The sequence below is a fragment of the Burkholderia sp. Tr-862 genome (genome assembly GCF_011753085.1).
Taxonomy (GTDB): Bacteria; Pseudomonadota; Gammaproteobacteria; order Burkholderiales; family Burkholderiaceae; genus Burkholderia; species Burkholderia ambifaria.
Window position 1 is genome coordinate 106,736 of the sequence record NZ_VWWG01000004.1, and the last position, 19,859, is coordinate 126,594.

General features: G+C 67.7%; 20 protein-coding genes and 1 riboswitch. Of the genes, 9 read left to right on the forward strand and 11 right to left on the reverse strand.

The window, feature by feature from the left end; genetic code table 11:
* Positions 1-300 precede the first annotated feature (300 nt).
* The 8 genes from F3J14_RS02650 to F3J14_RS02685 all read right to left on the reverse strand — a co-directional run bounded on the left by F3J14_RS02650 (position 301) and on the right by F3J14_RS02685 (position 7,660).
* A complete protein-coding gene (locus tag F3J14_RS02650; protein ID WP_166721644.1) occupies positions 301-2,115 on the reverse strand; it encodes an ExeM/NucH family extracellular endonuclease in 1,815 nt (604 codons plus the stop codon).
* 215 nt (positions 2,116-2,330) lie between these two features.
* Positions 2,331-3,272, reverse strand: coding sequence for a CopD family protein (locus F3J14_RS02655; protein WP_166721645.1), 942 nt, complete (start codon positions 3,270-3,272; stop codon positions 2,331-2,333).
* Entirely contained in the window at positions 3,269-3,664 is a 396-nt protein-coding gene (copC, locus tag F3J14_RS02660) for a copper homeostasis periplasmic binding protein CopC (protein WP_166721646.1), read from the reverse strand. Before copC ends, F3J14_RS02655 begins: the two co-directional genes overlap by 4 nt.
* 14 nt (positions 3,665-3,678) lie before the next feature.
* Complete coding sequence (locus F3J14_RS02665; protein ID WP_166721667.1) at positions 3,679-4,026, reverse strand: copper-binding protein; 348 nt, start codon at positions 4,024-4,026, stop codon at positions 3,679-3,681.
* Between the two features lie 81 nt (positions 4,027-4,107).
* Positions 4,108-5,403 carry a copper oxidase gene (locus F3J14_RS02670; protein WP_166721647.1) on the reverse strand — a complete coding sequence of 432 codons (1,296 nt, stop codon included), beginning with the start codon at positions 5,401-5,403 and terminating at the stop codon, positions 4,108-4,110.
* Between the two features lies 1 nt (position 5,404).
* Positions 5,405-6,895 carry a TolC family protein gene (locus tag F3J14_RS02675; protein ID WP_166721648.1) on the reverse strand — a complete coding sequence of 497 codons (1,491 nt, stop codon included), beginning with the start codon at positions 6,893-6,895 and terminating at the stop codon, positions 5,405-5,407.
* Entirely contained in the window at positions 6,892-7,185 is a 294-nt protein-coding gene (locus F3J14_RS02680) for a hypothetical protein (protein WP_166721649.1), read from the reverse strand. Before F3J14_RS02680 ends, F3J14_RS02675 begins: the two co-directional genes overlap by 4 nt.
* A gap of 88 nt (positions 7,186-7,273) precedes the next feature.
* Positions 7,274-7,660 (reverse strand): hypothetical protein, encoded by a 387-nt coding sequence (locus tag F3J14_RS02685; protein WP_166721650.1) that lies wholly within the window; start codon positions 7,658-7,660, stop codon positions 7,274-7,276.
* 278 nt (positions 7,661-7,938) lie between these two features.
* Here F3J14_RS02685 and F3J14_RS02690 point away from each other — a divergent pair, with 278 nt between their 5' ends.
* The 6 genes from F3J14_RS02690 (at position 7,939) to F3J14_RS02715 (ending at position 14,451) form a co-directional block, all read left to right on the forward strand.
* Entirely contained in the window at positions 7,939-8,610 is a 672-nt protein-coding gene (locus F3J14_RS02690) for a heavy metal response regulator transcription factor (RefSeq protein WP_012365252.1), read from the forward strand.
* Positions 8,607-10,016: a heavy metal sensor histidine kinase gene (locus F3J14_RS02695; RefSeq protein ID WP_166721651.1), complete on the forward strand. Its 1,410-nt coding sequence runs from the start codon at positions 8,607-8,609 to the stop codon at positions 10,014-10,016. Before F3J14_RS02690 ends, F3J14_RS02695 begins: the two co-directional genes overlap by 4 nt.
* A 133-nt stretch (positions 10,017-10,149) precedes the next feature.
* Positions 10,150-10,326, forward strand: a riboswitch (yybP-ykoY riboswitch).
* Between the two features lie 82 nt (positions 10,327-10,408).
* Positions 10,409-11,419, forward strand: coding sequence for a sodium:calcium antiporter (locus F3J14_RS02700; RefSeq protein WP_166721652.1), 1,011 nt, complete (start codon positions 10,409-10,411; stop codon positions 11,417-11,419).
* Positions 11,420-11,579: 160 nt separating this feature from the next.
* Complete coding sequence (locus tag F3J14_RS02705) at positions 11,580-11,948, forward strand: hypothetical protein (RefSeq protein WP_166721653.1); 369 nt, start codon at positions 11,580-11,582, stop codon at positions 11,946-11,948.
* Positions 11,949-11,996: 48 nt separating this feature from the next.
* Complete coding sequence (locus tag F3J14_RS02710) at positions 11,997-12,857, forward strand: hypothetical protein (protein WP_166721654.1); 861 nt, start codon at positions 11,997-11,999, stop codon at positions 12,855-12,857.
* A 196-nt stretch (positions 12,858-13,053) separates the two neighbouring features.
* Positions 13,054-14,451 carry an MFS transporter gene (locus tag F3J14_RS02715; protein ID WP_166721655.1) on the forward strand — a complete coding sequence of 466 codons (1,398 nt, stop codon included), beginning with the start codon at positions 13,054-13,056 and terminating at the stop codon, positions 14,449-14,451.
* 22 nt (positions 14,452-14,473) lie between these two features.
* Here the strand turns inward: F3J14_RS02715 and F3J14_RS02720 are convergent, their stop codons facing one another.
* The 3 genes from F3J14_RS02720 to F3J14_RS02730 form a co-directional block, all read right to left on the reverse strand.
* Positions 14,474-15,394, reverse strand: a complete 921-nt coding sequence (locus F3J14_RS02720; protein WP_166721656.1) for a LysR family transcriptional regulator — start codon at positions 15,392-15,394, stop codon at positions 14,474-14,476.
* A 135-nt stretch (positions 15,395-15,529) separates the two neighbouring features.
* A complete protein-coding gene (locus tag F3J14_RS02725; protein ID WP_166721657.1) occupies positions 15,530-16,984 on the reverse strand; it encodes an FAD-dependent oxidoreductase in 1,455 nt (484 codons plus the stop codon).
* Between the two features lie 88 nt (positions 16,985-17,072).
* Positions 17,073-17,417, reverse strand: coding sequence for a cupin domain-containing protein (locus F3J14_RS02730; RefSeq protein WP_166721658.1), 345 nt, complete (start codon positions 17,415-17,417; stop codon positions 17,073-17,075).
* 197 nt (positions 17,418-17,614) lie between these two features.
* On the opposite strand from F3J14_RS02730, the gene F3J14_RS02735 reads away from it, so the two are divergent.
* From F3J14_RS02735 to F3J14_RS02745, 3 genes are all read left to right on the forward strand, one after another.
* Entirely contained in the window at positions 17,615-18,505 is an 891-nt protein-coding gene (locus F3J14_RS02735; protein WP_166721659.1) for a helix-turn-helix transcriptional regulator, read from the forward strand.
* 151 nt (positions 18,506-18,656) lie between these two features.
* The gene (gene speB / locus F3J14_RS02740) at positions 18,657-19,607 is read left to right on the forward strand and encodes an agmatinase (protein ID WP_166721660.1); all 951 of its coding nucleotides are present in this window, start codon (positions 18,657-18,659) and stop codon (positions 19,605-19,607) included.
* Between the two features lie 22 nt (positions 19,608-19,629).
* Positions 19,630-19,859, forward strand: a 230-nt coding sequence (locus tag F3J14_RS02745) for an aldehyde dehydrogenase family protein (protein ID WP_166721661.1), incomplete at its 3' end; no start/stop codon positions are given.

The window sequence follows — 19,859 nt, forward strand, 5'->3', positions numbered from 1 at the left end:
CCGGCTCTATCCACGAAATACCGATTTCTATGATTTTCAGGATACGCGACGGAATTATTTACCCGATATCGGAATAAAGCCGCACGATCGCACCGAAGGGCACAGATGCGTAATACGCGGGTTATTCACAAAGAAGAAGCAATCATTCGCGCCGCGCATTGCGGATTGCATTGCGGCAATCGCGAATCGGGCACGTGATGCGTGGGGAATGGAGCGGCCGCGCGAGCGAGCGGCGACGCCCCGCTCACGCGACGACGTGCGGCAACGCCGCACGCCGTCCTTCGAACGTTCGAGCGTCGATCAGCGCCCGCCGCCCGGCAGCGCGATATCGATCAGCACCGGATCGTGATCCGACGAGCGATACGCGTCCGGCGCGTAGTACGTCTTCTGCTGCTCGGCCGACTTGTACGCGAGCGTGTACTGCAGCGCGAGCGGCTCATCCGCGTTGATGTGCCATTCGTGCACGGCCTTCACGTGCGACGCGAGCGGCAGCGACGCGAGCGCGTGATCGAGGTAGCCGGCTTCGCCGTTGTACACGTAGCTGTACGCGTTCGCACCGATCCAGCGCGACACGAGGTTGCGGTAGCCGCGCGATTCGAGCAGGCGGATCGGGTCTTCATACGTGTAGCTGTTGAAGTCGCCGATCAGCAGCGTGCCCTGCCCCGCGACGCCCGTCGGCGTGCCGGCGAGCCAGTCGGCCAGCTTCGCCGCCGCGCGCGTGCGCGTCGGGTTCCAGCAGCCCTGGCCGTCGCCCTGGTCGAGGTCGTCGTTCGCCGCGTCCGGGCAGTTCTTCGACTTCAGGTGGTTGACCGCGATCGTCAGCGCCTGCTTGTTGCCGCCGACGCGGCGGAACGACTGTGCGAGCGGCTGGCGGTTCTTGTCGTCGATCGCGAGCGTCGACGCGCGGCCGACCGGTTCGACCGCGCGGCTGTCGTAGATCATCGCGACCGTGATCGCGTCGCCGCCGAGGCGCGACGTGCCCGGATCGACGACGCGCCAGTTGCTGCCGAGCTTCGCCGCGAGCTGGCGCACCGCACTCAGTTCGCCGTAGCCGTTGTTCTGGATTTCCATCAGGCCGATCACGTCGGCGTCGAGCGCCTTCAGCGCGCTGACGATCTTCGCTTCCTGACGCTGGAATTCCGCGTAGTTCTTCGCGCCGCGGTTGTTCGGATCGTCGAAGCCGCCGCCCATGCCGTTGCCGTTGAAGTAGTTGAGGACGTTGAACGACGCGACGCGCAGGTTCGATTTCGGATCGCGTGCCGGTGCGTTGGCGCGCGGGTTCGAGCGCGTGTCGAACGTCGGCGCGGCCGCGCCGGGCAGCGGCTGCACGCGCCATGCGCCGTAGCGCACCTCGAGCACGCCTTCGACGTTGCGCACGGTGTAGCCCGACCGCAGCGTGTTCGCGGCCGACAGTTCCGGTGCCGGATACGGCACGCTCGCCGGGTTCTGCTTGTTCGAGCCGTCGTCGAGGATCAGCCGGTTGCGTGCGTTCGCATCGATCTGCGTCTGCGCCTGCGACGGCGGCACCACGCTCGTCGGCGTGCGCAGTCGGCCGCTGCTCAGCATCGTGCTGCCGTAGCGGCCGAGCTCGTAGTTGTCGGTGACGGTGAGCGTCTGCGGCAGGCGCACCAGCATCCCTTCATATGCGGCGAACGCGTTCGGGCTGTCGACCGGCAGCGTGAGCGTCGCCGGCGTGACCGTCTGGCCGTTCGCGCACACCGCGATCGCGCTCGACAGCGTGAGCTGCGTCTGCCCGTATTTCTCCTCGACCTTGCCCGTCACATGCACGAGATCGCCGGCCTTTGCGCGCACTTTCGGCGCATAGACGAACAGCCCTTCGGACACGCCCGGCTGGTTGCGGCGCTGCGGGTCCGCCTGCTGGACAAAGAAGCCGCCGAAGCCGTCCGTGCCGCCGAAATCGGCCGTGACGACCGCTTCGATCGACGCGTTCTGGCCGGCGAGCGGCGACGGCGCGCCCGGCCCCTGGATGTCGGCGATCGGCGTCGTGCTGCCGCCGCAGTTCGGGCTGACGGGAGCGGCGGTCGCCGCGAAGACCGGTGCAGCAAGCGTGGGCAGCAGCAATAGCGGAGCAAACAGGCGGATTGTCGAGCGCATGACGGGGAATCCCGGTTGTGAGGGTGGCGAAAGCTTAGCGGCGCTCGGTGACAGTTTTTAGTAACCAGAAGATAGGCAGTTGTAATTCCCGGTATCGCTGCGCCATGGCGCTCGGCCGCGCGCTCGCGCTCGAAAAGCGGGAAATCGTCCGACAAATGCCGGCCCCGTTCCGACGATTTCCCGCTGCCGGCGTCACCACCCACCCCGCCGCGACGCTAGACCGTCCCCGGCAACGCGCTCGACACGAGCACGGCCGCCACCATCAGCACGCCGGCGAGCACGACCGCCTCGATCCGCAGCACCGCGCCGAACCCGCGCAACGCGATGACCGGCATCGCGGCCTCCGGATCCTTCAGCGCGGCCAGCAGCTTCGGCATCCCGAAGAACCGGTTGTGTCCGCCGAGCGCCGCCGCGATCAGCACGAGCGCGAGCTTGAGCAGCAGGATCTGCCCGTATGTCGATGCGAGCAGGTTGTCCGGCGTATCGACGCCGCGCCACCCGTTGTATGCACCGGTCGCGAACAGCACGGCCAGTGCAAGCGTCGACGCATCGGAGAGCGACTGCACGAACGACGCGCCGGTCGTGCGCTCGCTCGCGGGCATCCCGGTGAATCGCGGCATCACGCCGAACGCCGTCACGAGCACGAGCCCGACCCACGCGCTGATCGCCAGCAGATGCAGCCAGTCGACCCACACCGGCACGCTGAACAGCCCCGCGTCGACCGGATGGCCGCCATTGCTGCGTGCCAGCGCGACGCATGCGAGCGCGGCCCACATCGCGAACGGAAAGCGCGTGTCGGTCACGCGCCGCACGAACGACAGGATCACGACCGCCAGCATGAACACGGCGCCGGCCAGCCACGCATGACCGAACCCCGTGCCGGCGAGCATCGCGCACACGGCCGGCCCCGCTTCGAGCAGCGGCACTTCGCTCATCAACGCGCAGTGCGCCCAGAACGCCGTGATGCTCGCGAGCAGCGACACGACGGACGCACCGCGCAGCGTCGCGAGGAGCCGCCGCGCGATGCCGTGCTGCCACGCCGACTCGCCCCGCGCGAGCCAGCGGCTGCCGAGCAGCGTGCCGACGACGACGGCAAAGCCGGCGTTCTGGATCGCCACGGCCGCCAGCCGCAGCATGCCGACGAAGCCTTCGTTCACCCTTTCACCTTGAACGTATAGGTGCCTTTGGTGCGATGCGCGTCGGCCGTCATCACCGCCCATTGCACCGTGTACGCACCGGGCGCGAGCTTCGGCATCGCGACGGTCATCACGCGCGGCGTCGCCGGATCGACCTTCGCGCTGTCGTGCGCGACGGGCTTGCCGTTCGCGTCCGACACCTTTACCGAACTGAAGGTGGGTTCGAGGTCTTCGTTGAACGCGAGCCGCAACGTGTCTGGCGCGGCGTCGACCGTGCTGCCGGTCGCGGGCGTTGCGCTCTCCAGCTTGCCGTGCGCCCAGGCCGCAACCGGCGCGGCGGCGATCAGCGCGCCGGCCGCGACGAAGCGGACGCAGCGGACGAACCGTGTGAGCATCGTGATCTTCGTGTGCATGTTCCGCCCCGGCTTCACGGCTTGCGCAGTTCGACGACGGTCAACGCGCCGCCTACGTCCTCGGCGACGAAATCGATCTTGTCGCCGGTCTTGACCTGCGCGAGCATCGCCGGGTCCTTGACCTTGAACACCATCGTCATCGCCTCCATCCCGAGGTTCTCGAGCGGGCCGTGCTTGATCGTCAGCTTGCCCGCGGCCGTGTCGACCTTGCGGATCTCGCCGTGCGACATCCCGCGCGCCGCGTCGGCGCCCTGCTTCGCGTTGCCGCCCATGTCCATGCCAGCCATGTCGCCAGCCGCGTACGACGCCGTGGAAAACACCAGCACGCAACCCGTTGCAATTGAAACCAGTCCCTTCTTCATCATGCCTGCTCCATCCAGAGTGAGTGAAATGAAACCGGCGGCCGCACCGCGCGGCCGCCGCTTGCCACTGTTGGCCGCCGCTCAGCCGTCCGGCAATTCGCCGGTGTATTCGTAGGCGACGGTGCCCTTCGGATGCCGGAACCAGCCCGGATCGCGATAGTCGTTGCGGCCGAGCCCCTGCCGGACCTTCAGCACCGTGAACATGCCGCCCATCTCCAGCGGCCCGAACGGGCCGGTGCCCGTCATCATCGGCAGCGTGTTGTCGGGCAGCGGCATCTCCATGCCGCCCATCGCGCCGCCGGTGCTGCCCATCGCCATGTAGTCGGGCACGAGCTTGCCGATGCGCTGCGCGAGATCCTTCTGCGGCACGCCGATCAGGTTCGGCACCTGGTGACCCATCGCATTCATCGTGTGATGCGACTTGTGGCAATGGAATGCCCAGTCGCCGGGGCGATCGGCGGTGAATTCGATCGCGCGCATCTGGCCGACCGCGACGTCGGCCGTCACCTCCGGCCAGCGCACCGCCGGCGGAATCCAGCCGCCGTCGGTGCCGGCGACCTCGAAGCTGTAGCCGTGCAAGTGGATCGGATGGTTCGTCATCGTCAGGTTGCCGAAACGAATCCGCACGCGGTCGCCCGCGCGCACCGGCAGCGGGTCGATGCCCGGGAACACGCGCGAATTGAACGTCCACATGTTGAAGTCCGTCATCTCGTTCACGCGCGGCGTGTAGCTGCCCGGGTCGATGTCGTACGCGGCGAGCAGGAACACGAAGTCGCGATCGACCGGCATCGTCGCGCGGTCCTTCGGGTGCACGATGAACATGCCCATCATCCCCATCGCCATCTGCACCATCTCGTCGGCGTGCGGGTGATACATGAACGTGCCGTGCGCCTCCAGCTGGAACTCATAGACGAAGGTCTTGCCGGGCGGGATGTGCGGCTGCGTGAGGCCGCCGACGCCGTCCATCCCGTTGGGGAGCCGCAGCCCGTGCCAGTGGATCGTCGTGTGCTCGGGCAGGCGGTTGGTCACGAAGATGCGGACCTTGTCGCCCTCGACGGCCTCGATCGTCGGGCCCGGCGACTGGCCGTTGTAGCCCCACAGGTTCGCGTTCATTCCGGGCGCCATTTCGCGCACGACCGGCTCGGCCGTCAGGTGGAACTCCTTCCAGCCGTTCTTCATCCGCCACGGCAGCGTCCAGCCGTTCAGCGTCGCGACGGGCGTGTACGGACGGCCGTTGGGCGGCACGAGCGGCGGCTGCGTGCCGGCCTTCGCCATCGTGGGCGCTTCGGGCAGCGACGCGGCGCCGGCCTTGCTGACCATCGCCGCACCGAGCAGCGCGGCGCCCGAGCCGCTGAGAAATTGTCGACGGGACACCATGTCAATGACCTTCCGGATGCGTTGCGGGCGCCGGTTGCGCCACGGGAGAGGAAGCCGGCTGCGGTGCAGCGTCGGACGCGGAGGCGGCCGGCGCGACCGCGCGCGGGGGGGGCTGGGAGGGTGGCTGCGAGGTCGGCAGCCGGCCGCCGACGGCCATCTGCAGATCGGTTTCGGCGAGCCAGTAGTCCTTCAGCGCATCGATGTAGCCGTTGACCGCGCCGACCTGTTCGCGCGCATCGGTGAGCAGCTCGAACACGCTCGCGAGCATCCCGTTGTAGCGCAGCAGCAACTCGTCCGAGATCGTCTTGCGCAGCGGCACGACTTCGTCGCGATAGTGCGTCGCGACGTCATAGCTCGTCGTGTACGCCGCGTACGATTGGCGCACTTCCGAGCGTGCGTCGATCGCGGTCTGCGCGAGCCGGTTCGCCGACTGCATGTAGACGGCCTCGGCCCGCGCGACCTTCGCGCCGCCCCAGTCGAACAGCGGAATCTCGATGCTGATCTCGTAGCCGTGCTCGTGGCCCTTGTCGGTCTCGTAGTTGTTCACGTAGCCGAGATCGACCGCGTTGACGAAGCGCGTCGCCTTGCTGAGTCCGAGCGACGACGCGACGCCCTGCGTCTGCAGCTTCGCGGCCTGGATGTCGAGACGGTGGCTCATCGCGTAGCGTTCGAGATCGGGCAGGTCCGGGCGCGCCTTCGGCAGGTCGGGCAGACGCTCGGGCAGCGCGTAGCGCGTGCGCTCGCCCCACAGCCCCATCGCCCGCGTGAGCTTCTCGCGCGCGGCCACGGCCTGCTGCTGCGCCTTCGCCTGCTGGGCGACCGCGTCCGCATGAAAAGCCTGTTCGCGTGCGTAGTCGAGCCGGCTGAAGTTGCCGGCCTGCCGCATGCGCAGCGCGAGTTCGGCGGCGGCGCTCGCGGCGTCGCGCACCTGCTGCGCATAGTTCGCGGCCTGTTCGGCGGCGACGGCCTCGATGTATGCGCGGCGTGCGTCGGCCGCGACCTTCAGCATCGCATCGGCCGTCTCGAGCTTGGTCTGCTCGAAGCGGCGGCGTTCGATGTTCGTCGCGAGCGGCAGGGTCAGCAGCGCGAATACGTTGGCCGAGAACGTGCGCCCGAGGCTCAGCTCGCCGTCGCCGGCCCGCGTGCGGCTGAACGAGAAGCGCGGGTTCGGCAGCCGGCCGGCTTGCACGAGATCGGCTTCCGACAGCCCGAGCGCCGCGTACGACGCCTGCAGGCCGCGGTTGTTCAGCAGCGCGAGCTGCACCGCGTCGTCCATCGACAGCGGTTTCGCGAGCAGTTCCTTCGTGCGCGCGTCGACGGCGTCGCGGTCGGCGTCGGTCCTGACGATGACGGCGTCTTTCCCGATGCGCTCCGATGCGGCGGACGACACGGCGTCGAAGCCGCCGTCCTTCGAGAACGTCGTACAGCCGGCGAGGAAGGCAAGCACGAGCGCGCTCGCGCCGATTCGCGGTGACATCGCAAGTCTCGTCATTGCGCGGCCTCTCCGTGCATCGAATGGGCCGCGCCGCCCGCCGTGTTTCCAGGCTTCGCGTGTCCGGTCGCGTGCCCCTTCGCGGGCCGCTTCATCACGTCGCGGTTCAGTTGTTTCCAGCCGGGGCCTGCATCGTCCCGATACGGCACGTAGCCGTCGAACGCGGACGGTACGGTGACGTCCTGCACGGGCGCGGCGGCATCGGCCGGATCGGGACGCGGAGTTTGCGCAGGCGCGAGCGACGGCACGAGGGCCGCCGCGCCAAGCAGCGCCGCAGTGATCAATCGCATGGGTGTTTCTCGTCGTGTGTCGTGCGACGGGCATCGAATGACCGCCGGCACGGTTTGCGGATCGCGGCCGGTCGGCCGCGGACAAGGACTAGACGGGAAGCCGGCGCGGCGGCCGCTCGATGCCGCCGGTCAGGAACGACACGACGACCGGCGACGGCGCGAAAGAGGCCAGTGCAATACCGATGCTCGACGCCACGGACACCGCGGGAGCATCGGCCATGCCGGTGCCGAAGCAGCAGGCTCCGCACGACGAACACGCCGATGCATGCCGTGCGTGGTCGTCGTGCGCATGCTCGCCACCCGGCGCGCTCGGCATCGCACGCGCCGCGGCCGGGTGATCGGCGCTCGCCCCCCCCTCCGCATGCGGCACGGCAGCGACAGCGCCCGCGCACTGCATCGACACGGTCGCGAACGACTGGATCGGCAGGCTCAGCGCCAGCAGCACGACGAGGATGAATTTGCGCCAGTACGACATGGATGCGGAATCAGGCAAGCTACGACCGGATGAACGGGAGCGACACCGCGACGGCGCGCTCCGGACACAAGACCACCGCAGCTTATCGCCGCCGTCGTGACGACGACATGGCCGAAACATGACCGGTTTTTCATGAAACGCGGGCGTCGCACGGCGAGCATGCCTCATGACAATTCCGTCATCCGCCGGTCATCTTTCGCGCACGCACGGCGCCCTAAGCTCACGCGTTACACTGACCGGCTGAAATCACGGATGAATCACGAACGGCCTGCTCCACCATGCGGATACTGATAGTCGAAGACGAACCCAAGATGGCGTCCTACCTGCGCAAGGGGCTGGCGGAGGCGAGCTATACGGTCGACGTGGCCGAGAACGGCAAGGACGGGCTGTTCCTCGCGCTGCACGAGGATTTCGATCTCGTCGTGCTCGACGTGATGCTGCCGGAGCTGGACGGCTTCGAGGTGCTCCGGCGGCTGCGCGCGCAGAAGCAGACGCCGGTCCTGCTCCTGACGGCGCGCGACGCGATCGAGGACAAGGTCACGGGGCTCGAGCTGGGCGCCGACGACTACCTGCTCAAGCCGTTCGCGTATGCGGAGTTCCTCGCCCGCATCCGTTCACTGCTGCGGCGCGCGCCGCGCAATGCACGCGACTTCCTGCAGGTCGCCGATCTCGAGGTCGACCTGATCAAGCGCCGGGTACGGCGCGCGGACAACCGCATCGACCTGACCGCGCAGGAATTCGCGCTGCTGCAGCTGCTCGCGGAACGCGAAGGCGAGGTGCTGACGCGCACCTTCATCACGTCGCAGATCTGGGACATGAATTTCGACAGCGACACGAACGTCGTCGATGCGGCGATCAAGCGTCTGCGCGCGAAGATCGACAACGCCTACGAGAAGAAGCTGATCCATACGATCCGCGGAATGGGCTACGTGCTCGAGGATCGCTCGTGACCGGCGGCCCCGCGCCGTATTCGCTGCTCCGGCGCCTGACGCTCGCGTTCGCCGCCGTCGCCGCGCTCGTGTTCGCGCTGACCGGCGCTTACCTGTATCGCTCGCTGTCCGCCGAGCTGACCCGGCGCGACGACATCGAGATCGCCGGCAAGCTCAACCAGTTCCTGCAGCTCGCGCGCTCGAGCGGGTCGACGGCGGCATTGCGCGCCGATCCGGCCGTCTTCCATGAAGTGCTGCTGTCGCATCCGGGCGTCTATCTCGGCATCTACGACGCCGCGAACCGTCCGCTCGTCGAACACACCGACGAAGCCGGCAACACGCTCGCGTCGGTAATCGCGCGGCCGCGGCCGGCCGACGCAGCGGCCGCCAGCCCGTTCACCTGCGCGCCGCCCGGCATCGGCACGTCGCGCTGCGTGCGTGCGCACGCCACGCTGCCGTCGGGCGAAACCATCCAGGTTGCGCTGGCGCGCACGGCGACCGATCGCCAGTCGCTGCTGGAAAGCTATCGCGTCGACATCTGGCTCGCGGCCGCCCTCGGCGCGCTGCTGGTCGGCGCGCTCGGCTACGCGGTCGCGTCCCGCGGCCTGCGCCCGGTCGAGAGCCTCGGCCGGCAGACCTCGCGCATCGAGGCACACAACCTGAACGCGCGTCTCGATGCACGCGGCGGTCCGGTCGAGTTGCACGAGCTCGCCACGTCGGTCAACCGGATGCTCGACCGGCTCGAGCGCGCGTTCGTGCGGCTGTCGCAGTTCTCGTCCGATCTCGCGCACGACATGCGCACGCCGCTCGCGAACGTGATCAGCTCGTCGCAGGTCACGCTGTCGCGCGCACGCACCACCGAGGAATACGAAGCGCTGATCGATTCGAACATCGAGGAATGCGAACGGTTGCAGCGAATGATCGAGAACATGCTGTTTCTCGCGCGCACCGACAATGCACGGCAGCACCTGAAGACCGTCGAGCTCGACGCGGGCGTCGAGCTGCGCCGGCTCGCGTCGTATTTCCAGGCGCTGGCCGACGAGGCCGGTGTGCAGCTCGCCGTGCAGGGCGAAGCGCCGGTCGTCGCGGACGCGACGCTGTTCCGACGCGCCGTCAGCAATCTCGCGTCGAACGCGCTCGAGCACGCGCAAGCCGGGTCGACGATCGAGCTGACCGTATCGACCCGGCCCGGCTACGCGGTCGTCGAAGTCACGAACCGGGGCGCTGCGATTCCACCCGAGCAGATCGAGCGGATTTTCGAACGCTTCTACCGGATCGATTCGTCGCGGCACGGCGCGGCGCGTAACGCCGGGCTCGGACTTGCGATCGTCAAGTCGATCATCGAGCTGCACCGCGGCAAGGTCGAGGTCGAGAGCCGCGACGGACGCACGACGTTCGCGCTGTATTTCCCGGCCCCCGCTGCGTGACACGCGCGTGACGCCCGCGCACGCCGATTGCTTCCCGGTACGGCATGCGCATCCGCTATCGCCCGACTTGCCTTCCCGGATGAAAGGGTATGACCGCACAAGCTTGCCGAAAGCGGCCGGCTCGGCTAGACTGCCCTTCGTCTTTGGGGAGTAGCCTGCTTTCCATCCCCCGGAAAGCGAACACGTCAACACACTCGGCCTGCGGCCGTGGCGCGTTCGGCCGAATCGGTCTGGCGAGACCATCGACGCATCGCGCCGTTCCTGGTCGGACGTCGGCAGATGCGTCATGGTTCGTCCACGTCCGACCACGGAGTCCCCATGTTCCTCGTTGCCTATCCTTCGCGTTTCATCAGTTCCATGACCGCCTGCATGCCTGCCTGCGGAGGTGCCGCATGACGTTGATGCTCGTCGAACTGGCGTTCATGCTGATCGTCATCCTGGTCGCCGCCGAGTTCTTCACGAATGCGCTCGAACATCTCGGTGAACGGCTGAAGATTTCCGAAGGCGTCACCGGTTCGCTGTTCGCAGCCGTCGGCACAGCGCTGCCCGAAACGATGGTGCCGCTGCTCGCGCTCGCGGGCGGCACGTCGAATGCAGCCGTGAACGAGGAAATCGGCGTCGGCGCGATTCTCGGCGCGCCGCTGATGCTCGCGACGCTGACGACCTTCCTGATGACGATCGCCGTGATCCGCTCGCGCGGCCTGACCGGCACGATCAAGCCCGAGCGGACCGGCTTCGTGCGCGACCTGAACTACTTCATCGCCGCGTTCGCGCTCGCCACCGTCGCGATGTTCGTCCCGCATCACGTGTGGGGCGTCCGCGCGCTACTCGCCGCGATGCTGGTCGGCATCTATGTGCTGTATGTCGTGATGACGTTCCGCGCGTCGACGCAGCTCGTCGATGCCGGGCACGGCACCGAAGCGCCGCACGCGATGTTCCTGTCGCGCATCGGGCTGCCCACCAACCTCGCGACCATCGCGCTGCAGCTCGCGATCGGCGTCGCGCTGCTCGTCGGCGGTGCGAAGGGCTTCATTCACGGCGTCGAAGGCGTGTCGCACGTGCTCGGCATCTCCGCGCTGCTGCTGTCGCTGATCATCGTGCCGATCGCGACGGAGTTGCCGGAGAAGGTCAACAGCGTGCTGTGGATCCGCCGCAAGAAAGACACGCTCGCGTTCGGCAACATTACCGGCGCGATGGTGTTTCAGGGCACGCTGCTGCCGGCGATCGGCATCATGCTGACGCCGTGGGAGCCGCGCCCCGAAGTGCTGACCGGCGTGATCATCACGCTCGCGGCGGCAGCCTGGCTGCGCGTCAATGCCCGCGCGCAAGGGCTCGCGATCTGGGCGTTGCTCGCGAACGGGGCCGGTTACGTCGGCTATCTGTTCGTGACGCTGACGCGCTGAGTCCGCCGGCCGCGCCGGTGACGATCTGCACATCGCGGCCCGCTTCGCGCAACACGATGCGGATGCGCGTGCTCGGCGGCCGCTGCTCGTGTCGTATCTGTTCGACAGGGCGAAGCGCTTCGGCGCCCCACCCCGATAACCCCACATCGAGAGGAACATCATGGAACTACACGCCACCGTCGGCGCGGCCACGTCCGACATCGACGACGATGAAAGCTGCGCGAACATCTATTGCCACGACGCGGAGCAGAACTATTGCTTCTCGCTGCTGCGCTTTCCGGACGAAACGACGATCGAGGTGATGGTGCGCGACCAGCTCACCGCGCACGTGAACGATCTGTCGGTGCGTCTTACGGGCGACACGATCGACGTCGAGCTCGACGCACGTACCGCCGCGCGGCTCGACGGCAATACGCATTACGTGATCCATCTCGCGCCCGGCGAACACGATCCCGTCGCGCTGCGCGCCGCGCTGAAGGAAATCTTCGACGGCAAGAGCGGGTATCGCGACGACAGCGCAAGCGCGTAAGCCAGCCTGCCCGACACACCATCCAGCCCACGCGTTCGAACGCCGCTCATGACACGCACCTCGCGATTCCAACCGCTGCTCCGCCGCTGCGCGCTGCTGATCGCGTGCTGCGCGTCGGTGGCCGCCGCGCATGCGGCCAAACCGCTGCTCACGTTCAAGGTCGACGACGCCGTCATGGCCCGTGTCGAACACGCCGACGGCGCGCGCATCACGATCCGCTTCCTGCCGAGCGGCAAAACGCAGGTGCTCGACGTCGGCATCTCCGACGAGGAAGGCCACTACCAGCTTGCATCCGGCGACTACAACTTCGACGGCCACCGCGATCTCGCCGCGTATGCACTGCTCGGTATGGTCAACGAGCGCTACGGCATCTTCCTGTACGACGCCGCGCATCAGCGGTTCGAGCCGCTGAACCTGCCGGCGGCCAACATGCCGCACGGCAACTGCGACGAGCTGATCAACGTCCAGGCGAAGCCGAACGAGCGCACGCTGTACAGCTCGTGCCGGGGCGGGCCGATCTGGTACACCGACGCCTACCGCTTCGACGGCAACGGCCGGATGTATCTCCATCAGTCCAGCGAAGCAATTCCTGACGATCTGCACGACCTGTTCGACGGCGACTCGGGCCCGCCGTCGATGCTGCTGACCTATGACGCGCACGGCAAGCGCGTCTCGCGCCGCCCCGACGCATACGGCGGCGGCAAGGTCACGTTCAAGGTACGCCCGGCGCGCCTGCCGTTGCACGACGCGATGAACGACGCGCCGACACGCCGCTATGTCGTCGCGGGCGATACGCTCGAACTGATCGATGCCAGCGCCGACTTCCAGTGGCTGAAGGTGCTGTATCGCAATCCGCATGGCGGCAGTTCACAGGGCTGGGTCAGCGCGAAGGAAGCGACCGGCAACTGAGCCACGATGCGGTGCCGGCGTTCTCCGCGCATGCACCGCCCTTTCCCACATACTGAGCGCATCACATCCCATTAATAGGGATGCCTGTCCAAATGTTGACGCGCTTCGCTCCACGGCCCTAACGTTCGCCCAATGCCATTGGATCCGGCCGCACCACCACGCGGCTGCCGGCCGGCACAGAACACAGGAGACGACCGTGGCCCATTCCGCGTCACGCACGCATGCCAGCCCGTCGGCGCAGCCGCACACGCGCGCCGACACCGCACCCGATTCCGCAGCCCGCGCGTCCGCGCCCGCAGCCGCCACCTTCACCGCGCCGCCGAGCCGCAAGCGCCTGATCATCCTTGCGCTGCTGTTCGTCACGGTGGTGATCAACTATCTCGACCGCAGCAACCTGTCGATCGCCGCGCCCGCGCTGTTCAAGCAATTGAACATCGACCCGGTTCGCGCGGGCCTCGTGTTTTCCGCGTTCGGCTGGACCTATGCGCTGATGCAGATTCCCGGCGGCTGGCTCGTCGACAAGGTGTCGCCGCGCGTGCTGTATGCGGGCGCGCTCGCGCTGTGGTCGGCCGCGACGCTGCTGCTCGGCTTCGCCGGCTCGTTCGTCGGGCTGGTCGTGCTGCGGCTCGCGGTGGGCGCGCTCGAAGCGCCGGCCTATCCGATCAACAATCGCGTGGTCACGACGTGGTTCCCGACCCGCGAGCGCGCCAGCGCGATCGGCGGCTACACGTCGGGGCAGTTCGTCGGCCTCGCGTTCCTCACGCCGGTGCTCGCGTGGCTGCAAGTGCATCTCGGCTGGCACATGGTATTCGTCGCGACCGGGCTTGCCGGCATCGCATGGGCCGCGATCTGGTATGCGGTGTATCGCGAGCCGCGCGCGTTTCGCGGTGTCAATGCGGCCGAGATCGCGCTGATCCGCGATGGCGGCGGCCTCGTCGATCTCGAGGACCGCGTCGCCGTGCGCACCGAACGCACGCCGTCGACGTGGCGCGACCTCGGCGTCGTGCTCGGCCGGCGCAAGCTGTGGGGCATCTATCTCGGTCAGTTCGCGCTGAACTCGACGCTGTGGTTCTTCCTCACGTGGTTCCCGACTTACCTCGTCAAGTATCGCGGGATGGACTTCATCAAGTCGGGCTTTCTCGCGTCGCTGCCGTTTCTCGCCGCGTTCGTCGGCGTGCTGTGCTCGGGCGTGCTGTCGGACTGGCTGATGCGGCGCGGCGCGTCGCAGGGCTTCGCGCGCAAGCTGCCGATCATCTCGGGGCTGCTGATCTCGACCTGCATCATCGGCGCGAACTATGTCACGTCGACGGGCTGGGTGATCGCGTTCATGACGATCGCATTCTTCGGCAACGGCTTCGCGTCGATCACGTGGTCGCTCGTGTCGGGCCTCGCGCCCGCGCGGCTGCTCGGCCTCACGGGCGGCGTGTTCAACCTGATCGGCAACCTGTCCGCGATCGCGACGCCGATCGTGATCGGGCTGCTCGTCGATGGCGCGGACTTCTCGCGCGCGATCACCTACATCGCCGCGATGGCGCTCGCGGGCAGCCTGTCGTATGGGCTGCTGGTCGGCAAGGTCGAACGCATCGACGCCTGAGTCGTCGCACGGGCCGCACGCGCTACGCGGCCAGCGCGACCGCCTTGATGTTGAACGCGCGCAGCAAATCCTCGCAGAATGCGTTGACGATCGGCTTGTCGCTCGCGCTGCGCTTCGTCGCGAGATGCAGCGGCACGTCGAAGCTGAACGTCGTGCGGCCGACGGCCTTCACGAGCCCGCGCTGCTCGAACGGCTCCGCGTAATGCGCGGGCAGGTAGCCGAGATGGCCACCCGACAGGATCAGGATCGTCGCCGCCTCGATGCTGTCCGCGCTCGCGGTCACGCGCCGCTCCGGCAGCGGATACTGTTCCTCCGGCACCGGATAGGTGCGCCACACCCAGTCGTGCGCTTGCAGGTCGTCGGCCGACACCGGCCGCGACGCATGGAACAGCGGATGCCCGCGCCCGCAGTAGATCACCTGCTCCTCGGTGAACAGCGGCGTGTAGTCGAGCCCCGGCACGCGATGCCAGAAATACCCGATCGCGAGATCGAGCTGGTGGTTGACGAGGTTTTCCTCGAGCTCCTGCGGCGACGCGACCTTCATCGAGAACGTGACGGCCTGGTCGCGCTTGCGGAACGCACCGATCGCGTCGGCGAGGCGCGCATTCTCCACGAGCGGCGCCTGCCCGATCAGGCCGATCGACAGCGTGCCGACCAGCTTGCGATCGATGTCGCGCACGCGCGCGACGAACTCGGACGTCGCGGTGACGAGCGTGCGCGCGGTGGCCGCGAAGCGTTCGCCCTTCGACGTCAGCCGAAAGCCGCCACGCCCGCGGTCGCACAGCTTGAAGCCGACGCGCGCTTCCAGCGCGGAGAGCTGCGTGCTGATCGTCGACTGCCGCACGCCGAGCGATGCCTCTGCGGCCGTGATGCCGCGTGCGTCGACGACGGCCAGAAAGACCCGGATGAGCCGGAGATCGAGATCGGTGGTATTCGAGAACATGCTTCGAGCCGCTGCGCGTGCGCGCGTTGCCGGGCCGGCACGACACCGGCCGTGTTCGCCGATGGAGCTGACCTGACGCGCGCCGCCATCGGCAACGGCGCGCGCCCTACCCGTCGTTCATGAACGACGCGTCGCCTACATCGGGAAGCCCATCGCCTTGATGCCGCTGATCCACGCGCGTTTCCAGCCGCCTTCGGCATCCGCGCCGTCGAACGCATGGAACGTGATCTTCGCGGCGACCCAGCGCATCGGCTCCGGCGGAATGTAGCTCGGACTCTGGTTCGCGATGTCGAGCTTGCGCTCCGGGCTGTCGCGATCGAACAGGATGTTCAGCCCCATGAACGCGCCGAACCGGCTCGCCGCGACGCCGAAGCCCGTATAGCCGGCGACGAACACGGCCTTGCCGCCGAGATAGCGCTTCGCGAACACCGAGCCGCGCGAGCAGTAGTCGATCGGCCCGCCCCACGCGTGCGAGAAGCGCACGTCGCCCAGTTGCGGGAACGTCCGGTAGAACGCTTCCGCGAGCCGGTAGTAGGTTTCGCGCCGGCTGTCCTGGGCCGGTTCGGGATCGCCGTCGAAGTGATAGCTGACCAGCCCGCCGAAGATGATGTTGTTGTTCTTCGTCAGCCGGAAATAGTTGAGCTGCGTACGCGTGTCGTACACGCCCTGGCGATTCTTCCAGCCGATCCGCGCGAGCTGCTCGTCGGTCAGCGGCTCGGTCGCGAGCACGTGGTCGCGCACCTGCATCACGCGGCGGTTGATGTCGGGAATGCCGACCTTCGCGGTACCGCTGCCGAACACGACGCGCGGCGCGCGCACGCTGCCCTGCGGCGTCTTCACGACCACCGTGTTGCCTTCGTCCGTCACGGTCGTGAGCGGCGTGTGCTCGTACAGCTTCACGCCGAGCGACAGCGCCGCGCGCTTGAGCCCCCATGCGAGCTTCGCCGGATGCACGATGCCGCTGCGATTACGCGACCACAGCGCGCCCGCGAACAGCGGCGAGTTCAGTTGCTCGAGCGTTTCCTCGCGGTTCAGCAGCACGACGTCGTGCCCGTACTCGCGATGCAGGTCGTAGTCGCCCTTCAGATGCGCGATGTGCTCGGGGTCGATCGCCACCGTCATCTCGCCGTTCCACTCGATGTCGGCGTCGATGTCGTAGCGCTTCAGCGTTTCCTCGAAGCCGTCGAGGTTGTGATGGCCGAATTCCTCGAGCTGCGCGATGTCGTTCGGGAACACGCGCACCGCGTTCGGCAGCCCGTGCATCACCGACGTCGAGATGATCCCGCCCGCGCGGCCCGATGCGCCGTGCGCGACCTTGCCGGCCTCGATCAGCACCACGTTCAGGTGCGGCATCTGTTCCTTCGCCTGCACGGCCGTCCACAGCCCGGTGAAGCCGCCGCCGACGATCAGCAGGTCGACCGTCACGTCGCCGACGAGTTCCGGCTCGGTGGCCGGTGCGGCCGGGTTGTCGAGCCAGTACGGGAACAGCTTCGTATTCGCGAGCGCCTCGGCGGCACTCAGTGCGATCGGCGTGCGACGCGTGGCGTGCGCCGGTGCGGCTTGTATTGCTTCGTTGACTTCCATTTCCATGATCCCAGCCATCCCACGTGATCGAAACCGCAACCGCCGCCGGGCCCGCGTCAACCTGACGACGACGCCACGGCGGCGGTTGCTCGCATCACGACTGCTCGAGCAGCACGTAGAACTTCTTCGCGTCCTCGATCGTCTCCCAGCGGCCCGCGAAACCGGCCGGCAACAGGTAGCCCTGGCCCGGCGTGAATTCCTTGCGGTTGCCTTCCACGTCGGTCAGCGCGATCCGGCCCTCGACGAGCCACACCGCTTCGTCCGCCGTGGTTTCCGGGAAGTCCACCGAGCCGACCTTGCCTTCCCACCAGCCGACGAGGTAGTTGCCGCTCTTGCCTTCGGCCGCGCGCCAGTCGCTTTCGTCCATCCCGAAGTCGAGCTTCGTGAATTCGCCCATGCCTGCGCCCAGCGGCAGGATGTCCTTGATCAGTTTGGTCATCTGAATCTTTCGTCTCTCGATTGAAAAAAGCAGAGACGAAGTTACCCATTTACACTTCCCCGGTATGCCCCCCTGCGGGGGGGACAAGCCGCGTTTTCCGGGGGAGGACGGCTGACAGGCCACCTGCCGGTATTTCCCCTTAATGACGTTTTCGGCGCCGGACGCTAGAATCGCGCCGCCTTTCACCGGGGAACCGCATGCTCAACGTGAACCCCTTCCACCACGACACCGACCGCTTCAACGTGTCGTTCAGGGCGCTCGGCGAATTGATCGAGACGGTCGGCACGCCGCACTTCGTGCCGCGTCTCACGCAGCTGCTGAACGACGTGGTGCCGCTCGACGTCGCGCACGTCGAACGCTCGCGCGTCGACGGCACGATGCCGACCGGCTACCGCTGCGAATGGATCGGCAGCAGCGGCATCGGCGCCGAGACCGAGACCGCCGAAATCTCCGACGTGATGACGCTCTACTACGAGCGCTTTCTCGACAGCGATCCGCTGTTCGCGGGGCTGCGCGGCAAGACGGGCACGATGCTCGTCGTGCGCGACATCGCGGCGATCCCGCCCGGCGAGTTCCGCCAGCGGCTGTTCGACGACGTGCGGATCGGCCACGAATGCGTGCTCGCGCGCGGCACCCGCTATGCGCAGCATTCGATCGCGCTGGAACGCGGTCGCGACCGCCCGCCGTTCACGCTCGCCGAAATGAGCCGCTTTCGCAGCATCAGCGACGTGCTGTTCCCGCTGCTCGAGCTGCACGCATCGACCACCGCCGCGCGGCGCATCGCGCATCCGACGCCCGAAGTGCATCCGCTCGCGCAGTTCGACGCGCGGATCGCGGCCGACGGCGTGAAGCTGTCGAAGCGCGAATACGAAACCTGCAAGCATCTGATCTCCGGCAAGACCGTGCCGGAGACCGCCGCCATCCTCGGCGTACGGGTCGCGTCGGCCGAGTCGTACGTGAAGCGCGCGTTCGCGAAGCTCGGCGTGCGCACGAAGCGCGAGCTCGCCGCATGGGGCGCGGCCGCGCCGGCGTTTGCTGCCGCCGCGTCACATCATGACGACGGCGCACGGCCCGCGATCACCGGCTGAGCGCCCCCGCTGACGGTTGCGCCGCGTCGATGCGGCGGCGCCACTCGCATCGAGATCCGTCGATGTAAACGTTGCGACTTCGAAATCTTCGCGCTCGCGTTCTCCTCTACCATCGGCCGATCGTTTTTCACCGGACAGAGGAGACGGCCCCATGCACCGCGAACTGAACCAGCCGATGGGCGGCAACGAAATGCCGCGCTTCGGCGGCATCGCCACGATGATGCGCCTGCCGCAGGTCGACACGACCGACGGCCTCGACGTGTGCTTCGTCGGCGTGCCGCTCGACCTCGGCACGTCGAACCGCTCGGGCTCGCGCTTCGGCCCGCGCCAGATCCGCACCGAATCCGTGCTGCTGCGCCCGTACAACATGGCCACGCGCGCCGCGCCGTTCGATTCGCTGCAGGTCGCCGACATCGGTGACGTCGCGACCAACCCCTACGACCTGAAGGATTCGGTGCGCCGCATCGAAGACGCATACGACGAGATCGTCGCGAACGGCTGCCGCCCGATCACGCTCGGCGGCGACCACACGATCGCGTGGCCGATCCTGCGCGCGCTGCACCGGAAGTACGGCAAGGTCGCCGTGGTGCACGTCGACGCGCACGCGGACGTGAACGACACGATGTTCGGCGAGAAGATCGCGCACGGCACGCCGTTTCGCCGCGCGGTGGAAGACGGGCTGCTGCAATGCGACAAGGTCACGCAGATCGGCCTGCGCGGCACCGGCTACCACGCGGACGATTTCGACTGGTGCCGCCAGCAGGGCTTCACCGTCGTGCAGGCGGAAGCATGCTGGAACACGTCGCTCGCGCCGCTGATGGCGCAGGTGCGCGAGCGCGTCGGCGACACGCCGGTGTATCTCAGCTTCGACATCGACGGGCTCGATCCGTCATTCGCGCCCGGCACCGGCACGCCGGAAATCGGCGGCCTGTCGGTACAGCAAGGTCTCGAGATCATTCGCGGGATGAAAGGGCTGAACATCGTCGGCGCGGATCTCGTCGAAGTGTCGCCGCCGTACGATCCGACCGGCACCACCGCGCTCGTCGGCGCGAACCTCGCGTTCGAGATGCTCTGCGTGATGCCGGGCGTCGCCTACCGCTGATCCGATCGACAGGAAAATCGTCATGTCCACCGCTGAGCTTTCCCCTTCCGCCGCGACCCTCGTGCTGCCCGCGGCGCACATCGCCGGCCAGCCCGTGCGCACGCATTCCGATGAAGCCGGCGCACCGATCTTCAATGCGTCGACCGGCGAGACGATCGGCTGGCAGGAATTCGCGACCGCCGCGCACGTCGACGCCGCGGTCCGCGCCGCGCGCGATGCATTCGCCGGCTGGCGCGACACGCCGCCCGCCGC